This is a genomic window from Streptomyces sp. 13-12-16 (assembly GCF_002114215.1).
Classification (GTDB): domain Bacteria; phylum Actinomycetota; class Actinomycetes; order Streptomycetales; family Streptomycetaceae; genus Streptomyces.
In genome coordinates, this window is sequence record NZ_NCTE01000670.1 from 1 (window position 1) to 7,139 (window position 7,139).

Genomic DNA, 7,139 nt, shown 5'->3' on the forward strand with positions numbered 1-7,139 from the left:
CGCGGCCCCGCGGGCGTCTCCCCGCGCAGCGCCGCCGTGATCTGCCCGCCCAGCGCGTCCGGTGTGAGCGCGGACGGGCGGGCCCCGGCGCCCATGAAGCCCGCCAGGGCGGCCTCCGCCCGCCACTGCCAGCGCTCCGCGTCCGGCCTGCGCAGGTACTCCACGAGCTGCACGGCCGGGTTGACCCACACGGTCTCCGCGAGTTCTCCGGGCAGTGCGCCCCGCACGTGGGCGTAGTAGTCACGGGCCTTCCCGCGGGCCTTGTCCCCGTACGGCTCCCACACCGGGTCGGCCGGTCCCGCGCCCGAGGAGCCGGTGTCCCGGACGCGGCGCCGCCAGTCGCTCACGTCGCCGTAGGTGAGCTGGAAGACCCTGGTCCCCTCCGCGCGCAGCCGGGTGCGCTTGTCGGCGTCGTCGCCGACCCGGTTGTGCGCGCGGCCGGCGTGGAACTCGTAGCCGTCCAGGTAGAGCGCCACGCGCGGGCCGGGGGCGTCGACCCGTTCGAAGAGGACGTCGGGGCGGGTGCCGTCGAGGACCCGCTGCTGGGAGACCCGCCAGCTCAGCGTGGTGCCGTCGTCGGCGGTCAGCCGCAGGTCGAGCGCGTGGGTGCCGGCCGGCGTGATGTAGGCGTCGCCGCTGGCGCGGCTCCCGGGCAGCCGGGCCCACTCCCGCAGCGTGTCGATGAACAGGACCTCGAGGTCGCTCTCGGCCTGCTGGTGCATCGGGATGTGCTGGGTGGTGGTGACGGGGGAGGTGGCCCAGCGCTCGCCGTCCGCGCCGAGCAGTTCGTCCAGCATCTGCCGGACCTCGTTGCGGCTGACCTTGTCGTAGTCGGCCGGCGGGACGCGGCGCAGCAGGCAGCGGTGGCAGCCGTCGAGGCCCTTCCGCAGGCAGTCGCAGTCCTCGATCACCTCGCGGGCCTTCAACAGGACCTCGCGGAAGCCGTCGGAGGTCGCCAGGCGGTGCAGGTAGCCGGTGCCTCCGGGCAGCCGGTCGTAGACCACGAGGAACCGGCGCGGCCAGTCGCGGTCCTCGCCGTCCGGCATGGACGCGGCGGTGATGTCGATGTGGTCGGGGTCGCCGCCGTAGCGGGCCGCTATGCCCGCGAACAGCGCGGCGGTGAACGAGGCGAGCCGCTCCCCGGCCCGCGCCACGGACGCCGGCAGCAGGATGCGGACGGCCTCCGTGGTCAGCTCGTGCGCCAGCAGCAGCGGTACGTCCTCTCCGGCGCCCTGCGCCTCCCCGCTGCCGCGCAGCCGCCGGCGCGGGCACCACAGCTGGTGGTGGGCGCTGGCCCGGGTGGACTGGGCGAGGGAGGCGGTGAGCGCGTGCTGGGACTGGTCGACGACCGGCCGCCCGTCGGCCGTGGCGCCGCCGCAACCGGTGCACACGTAGAACGGGTTCAGACGTACGTCGTCCCCGGCCAGCGGGACGGTGCTGCTGCCGTCCTGCCGGTCGACGCCCAGGTTGAGGGTGCGCACGACGGCCCTGCGGGTGAAGTCGGCGCCGAAGACCGCGCTGTCGTGCCGCCAGGAACCGGCCGCCAGGTGCGCCGGGTCGATGTCGACGGTGGTGAGCACCGCGTACCGCCTGCGGTCCCGCTCGTCGCGGTCGTCCCGCACCCGGGCGTCGTCCCGCTTGTCCCGGGACGTCACGCGCCGGGGCTCCAGTACATGGTGCACGCACCCGGCGTCGGCGATCTCCCGGGAGCCGCACCGCGGGCACGGCGAGGTGTCGTTCTTCGGGTCGCCGTGCGTGCGCGCGTACCCGCAGGCCGGGCAGAGCCGCCACACGGCCCAGGCACGCCGCTCAGGGCTGCCGATGTCGAGGGCGCGCACGACGTGCCGGTAGCCGTTGACGTAGAAGCTGTTGCCGGGCGCGAGTTCGGTCAGGGCCAGTTTGCGGGACCGCTCGTAGTCGCGCGTCTCGCTGCGGTACACCCACTCCCGGCGCTCGTCGTCGCCCTCCGGCGCCTCCGCGCCCTCGTCGCCGCCGGCGGCCTCCTTCCAGTAGAGCGTGGCCTCCAGGGACGTCGTGGTGTCGGTGAGGCTGTAGTTGGGCAGCAGGCCGAGCTCGACGAGGGCACCGTGGGCACCGCTCTGGCTCAGCTGGCGCAGCAGTTCGCCCGTGGCACGCCGCTCCGCCAGCAACTCGCGCCGCTCGGCGCCCTGTTCACGGTCCTCGGCGAGCAGCCCGTCCACCGCCGTGTCGATGGCGGCGATGCGGCGGCGCAGCTCCTCGCGGCGCGCCGTCCACTCCTCCTCGGCCTCCGCCAGGGTGCGCGCGATGCCGCCGCCGGCGTACGCGCGCAGTTCGTCGGCGGCGTGCGGGGACACCCCCCGGTCGTCGTCGGGGCCACCGCCCGGCGCCTGCGGGAACAGCGCCAGGAACTCCTCGACCAGACGCGCCCCGTGGGTGAGCGCCGCGTCCGACAGGTCCTGGCACCAGCCGGACGTGCCGAACAGCGCCGACGACAGGCGCGGCACCGGCGTCAGCGGCTCGCCGTCCGCCGTGGTGAGTTCGCCGCGCGCCGCCCGGTCCAGCAGGTGCGCCGTGTACTGGCGACGCAGGATCTCCACGGCCGACAGGTAGCAGCCCGGCGGCACGATGTCACCGGCGATCATCTCGGTCGGGTCGTCCAGGTAGTACCGGTCACGGGCCCGCCGTCCACCGAAGGCGACCACCAGGGCGTTGCCGGTCCGGCGTCCGGCGCGTCCGGCGCGCTGCACGTAGTTCGCCGGGCCGCCCGGCAGCGAGCCGAGCAGCACGGCCGACAGGTCGCCGATGTCGATGCCCAGTTCCAGGGTGGGCGTGCAGGACAGCACGTTGGGGTCGGTGTAGTGGGTGCCCTGCCGGAACGCCCGCTCCACGCCCTCCCGTTCGGGCCGGGTCAGCATGCCGGTGTGCTCGGCCGTGACGACCCGGTAGGTGCCGCCAGTCAGGTACAGGCGGCGGTAGTAGTCGGCCCGGTAGTCGCGCTCCAGTCTCCCGCCGAAGCCGCCGCTGCCCGCCCCGGTCGACGTCATGTCGTACTGGGGAGGCGTGAGGACGCCGGTGCAGCGCCAGCGCGGGCAGGGGTGTCCGTACCAGCGGGTGCGCCGCTCGGGCGGCACCACCTGCTGCCAGCCGCACTCCTCGCAGGCCACGAACGCCTTGTTGACCAGGTCGTCCGACAGGAGCCGCACGTGGATGTGGCCCGGCTGGAGCCCGTACACGCGGGTGGTGCGGTCCTTGGCGGTGCGCGCCGACAGCACGCCCACGTCCGCGAGGACGGGCAGCAGCCGGCGCAGGTACTCGCTCGCCTGCGCCGCGTCCAGGCCGAGGCAGCGCCGGGTCCAGTCCTGGTACCAGTTGCCCCGCCCGGTGACCGTGTCGAACTTCGTCTTCTCCTTGGGCCCGGCGAGCAGGAACCTCGGCGGTGCCACGTACCCCTCGGGGAAGGCCGGCATCCCCTCCGGCCGCTGCCCGGAGATCAGGTACTGGTTGACGCCCGCTTCCCTGATCCAGGTGTCCAGCCACCGGTGCCGGACGCCGCCGCGCAGCCGCATCCGCTCCAGCAGCCCCCGCACGTACGCCAGGTACCGGTCGGGTGTGGGCAGGCCGCCGTCCAGTCCCAGCTGTCCCGGCAGGGTGAGGTGCAGGTCGCGGGCGAGCGCGACGACGCGGTCCGGTTCGGCGATCACGACCTCCGCGGCCGTGGTCCGGGTCAGTTCCAGGGTGCGTCCGAGCCGTGAGCGCAGCCCGAACTCCATGACGGTCGCGAACGCGAGCCGCTCCCCGATGAGCTTCCAGGTCCGCGCGTCCCCGGTGCCGCGCCCCGACAGGAGCCGGTCCACGCCCGGTTCGTCGTGCAGGTCCGGCGGGACGACCGCGGCCAGCGTCTGCGGGTCGTCCACGGAGTCCAGGACGTCGCCGATGAGGTCGTTGAGCGGAACCGGCGCACCGGCGTCGTCCAGTCGGTGTGCCAGCAGCGAGCGCAGCGAGAACTTGTACGAGGCGTTGGCGACGTACCCGGCACGGTGCGCCGCGTCCTGCGTGGAGTCGTTGAACAGCAGCGTCTTGCGCTCCTCGGGCGCCAGCGCGATCTCGTGGCCGCCGGTGAACAGCTGGGTGACCGTCGCGGAGGCCAGCGCGGCGAGCGCGGTGCCGAGGAACCGGATGCCGTTCTCGGCGCCGCACGCGGGACAGGTGTCGTCCTTGGCGGCCCGGTCGGCGGTCTTCTTGTCCAGGACGGCCCGCGCGAACCAGGCGTCCTGCAGCCCTTCCGCGTCCTCGGCGACGGGCATCCGGTAGGTGCCCTGCGTCCCGTCCAGCACCACCACGGACTGCGGGTCGACACCGCCGGCCTGCTTCGGCGCGTCCCCGGTGAGCGCCGCGAGGGCGTCCCGCGCCTCGGCCTGCGTCGCCGAGATGAAGTACCGCAGCCGCCGCTTGTCCCGCCCGACGGAGGCCTGCCAGATCTTCGGCGGACTGCTCTCCAGCTTCTGCGGATCGGCCTCAGGGGACAGCGCCGCCCAGCCGGAACGGCCGCACACCCGGCAGTAGACGGCGGGCAGGTGCGCCTGGGCCGGCCGCTGCACGGTGTCCGAACCGGGCAGCGCCTCGGGCCGCCGCGAGTCCGCCGCCGGCCACTCGTCGCCGTCGGACGACTCCTCGGACGCGGACGCCGCGGTGAGCGCGGAGCGCCGCGCGAGGGTCCGCTCGTCCTCGTACCAGCGGAACTCCGGCCGGCCGCTCACCCCGCTCAGCACCCGCCCCACCGGCCGCACCCACAGGTGCGCCTCGATGTGCAGCAGCGGACGCGGCCGGCGTTCGTCGGACTCCGGGTCCCGCGCGGACGACAGCAGCGCCACGAACCGCGACAGCGCCTCCAGTGCGAGCCGCGGGTTCTCCCGCGCGGTGCGCGCCCACGCGTACCCGAAGCGGGCCATGCGGTCCCGCAGCCCCCACTCGTCGAGCGGGTCGCCGTTCAGCAGCGCGAGCACCCCGTGGGTGAAGTCGTGCTTCTTCAGCAGCCGCCCGATCCGGAAGGCGTCCAGGCCGCGCCGCCCCAGCAGCCGCTCGGCGAGCCCGTCCAGGTCGAGCCGGTCCGGGTCGGACTCGACGCCCGGCCCGCCGGAGACCTCGATGACCTCCTTGGGGCCGGGCGGCTCGGGCAGCTCGTAGTCGATGTCGCCGGTGAAGTCGTCGGCGCTCAGCCGCTCCTCACCGATCACCGCGTCCGGACCGAACGGCACGCCGAACACCTGCTCGGCGACGGCGAGGATGCCACTGCCGTCGCCCCCGCCCTCACCGAGGGTCGCCGAGGTCGCCACCGGGCAGATCGACCCGAGCGGCCGCTCCGGCTTCGAGGCGCCCACGGCGGACGCCAGCCGCCGCAGCAGCATCGCCACGTCCGTGCCCTGCGCACCGTCGTAGGTGTGGAACTCGTCCAGCACCACGTACGCCGGGTCCGCCCCCTCCCACAGCGGCCGGTCCTCGGCCCGCTGGAGCAGCAGGTCCAGCATCTTGTAGTTGGTGATCAGCACGTCCGGCGGCGCCTGGCGCATCTCCTCGCGCCGCGTCATCACCCGCCGGAAGTCCGTGTCCGGTCTGTCCCCGATGTAGAGACCGGCCGTCACCTGCGCCAGCTCCGGCTGCGACAGGTAGTCGCCGATGCGCCCCGCCTGGTCGGTGGCGAGTGCGTTCATCGGGTACAGCAGCACGGCCTTCACCCCGCGCCGCCCCAGCGCCTTCTGCCGCCGGCAGTGGTCGAGCACGGGGATCAGGAACGACTCCGTCTTGCCCGACCCGGTGCCGGTCGTCACCAGCGTCGGCTCGGCCGCCCCCTTGTACGTGCTCAGCCGCTCCCAGGCCTTCGCCTGGTGCCGCCACGGCGTGAACGACGGCTGCCACTCCAGCGCCGCCTGCCACCCGTCCCCGGCCGGATGGAACGGCGTCCTGATCCGCAGGAACGGCCCTCGGAAGATCCCCGTCTCCGGATCCCCGAGGAACCGCTCCAGCGCGCGCCGCGTGTCCTCGTCGGCCAGTGCGTACGTCGTCGTGAGGTACTGCGTCAGACTGCCGCGGAGCTGCGCGGCGGCCAGGGTGGGCTTCACGAGGACCTTTCGGGCGAGTCGGTTACCGGGACCGTCGGTGCGTGCCTCCGTGGCAACCGGGCGCCCGTACCGCGACGATCGGCATCAAAAATAGCGCCCACCTCGGACATCGGTACCCACCCGGTCGGACCCGGGACCCTTCGGACCATGACGTTCGGAACGTCTCGAATTGGCCTTGGTCCGCTGGTCAGCGGCAGGTAGACGAATGATGCGTAGGGTGTGACACGAGGTGGGGGCGGATGTCGGTGCACTTCGGAGTCCTGGGCGTCGTCGAGGTGAGGCGGGTCGGCGAGCCGGTGGAGGTGGGGCACGCGCGACAGCGCCAGGTGCTGGCCGCGCTGGTCATGGACGCCGGCCGGGTGGTGCCGGCGGATGTGCTGGTGGACCGGGTGTGGGGGGAGCGGGAGCCGAGGCGCGGCCGGGAGGCCCTGTACGGGTATGTGTCCCGGCTGCGCGGGGCGCTGTCGTCCTCGGGAGCGGACATCGTCCGCGAGCAGGGGGGCTACCGGCTCATGGTGGGGGCCGGCGCGGTGGACGTGCACCGGTTCCGTGAGCTGTCGGCCCGGGCGCAGGCCGCCCCGGCGTCGTACGGGGACGAGCGGCGGGCCGCGTTGTGGGAGGAGGCACTGGGGCTCTGGCGGGGCGAGGCCTTCACCGGTGCGGACACTCCGTGGTTCAACGCGCAGCGTTCCCTTCTGGACCAGGAACGGCTGGCGGCGCAGAGCGAACTGGTGGAGGCGCGGCTGCGGCTCGGCCAGCACGCCGCGGTGCTGGCCCGGTTGTCGGCCTGGGCCGAGCAGGACCCGCTGGACGAACGCGTGTGCGGTCAACTGATGCTCGCGCTGTACCGGAGCGGACGGCAGGCCGAGGCGCTGGAGTGGTACGAGCAGGTCCGGCGGCGGCTGTCGGAGGAGATGGGGCTGGATCCGGGCGCGCGGCTGCGGCGGTTGCACCAGCGGGTCCTCGTCGCCGATCCGTCGCTGGAGCCGGCCGGTACGGCGTCGGGAGCCACCGGCGAGCGGCCGGCGCCGGAGCCGGTCG

2 protein-coding genes are annotated in these 7,139 nt (G+C 74.1%); one reads left to right on the forward strand and one right to left on the reverse strand.

Going from position 1 to position 7,139, the window contains the following annotated elements; genetic code table 11:
• Positions 1-6,098 (reverse strand): DEAD/DEAH box helicase (locus B7767_RS25615; protein ID WP_085574260.1); only part of this gene is annotated, 6,098 nt, incomplete at its 3' end.
• A gap of 239 nt (positions 6,099-6,337) precedes the next feature.
• Here B7767_RS25615 and B7767_RS25620 point away from each other — a divergent pair.
• The coding region (locus B7767_RS25620) for an AfsR/SARP family transcriptional regulator (protein WP_143652638.1) at positions 6,338-7,139 on the forward strand (802 nt) is incomplete at its 3' end.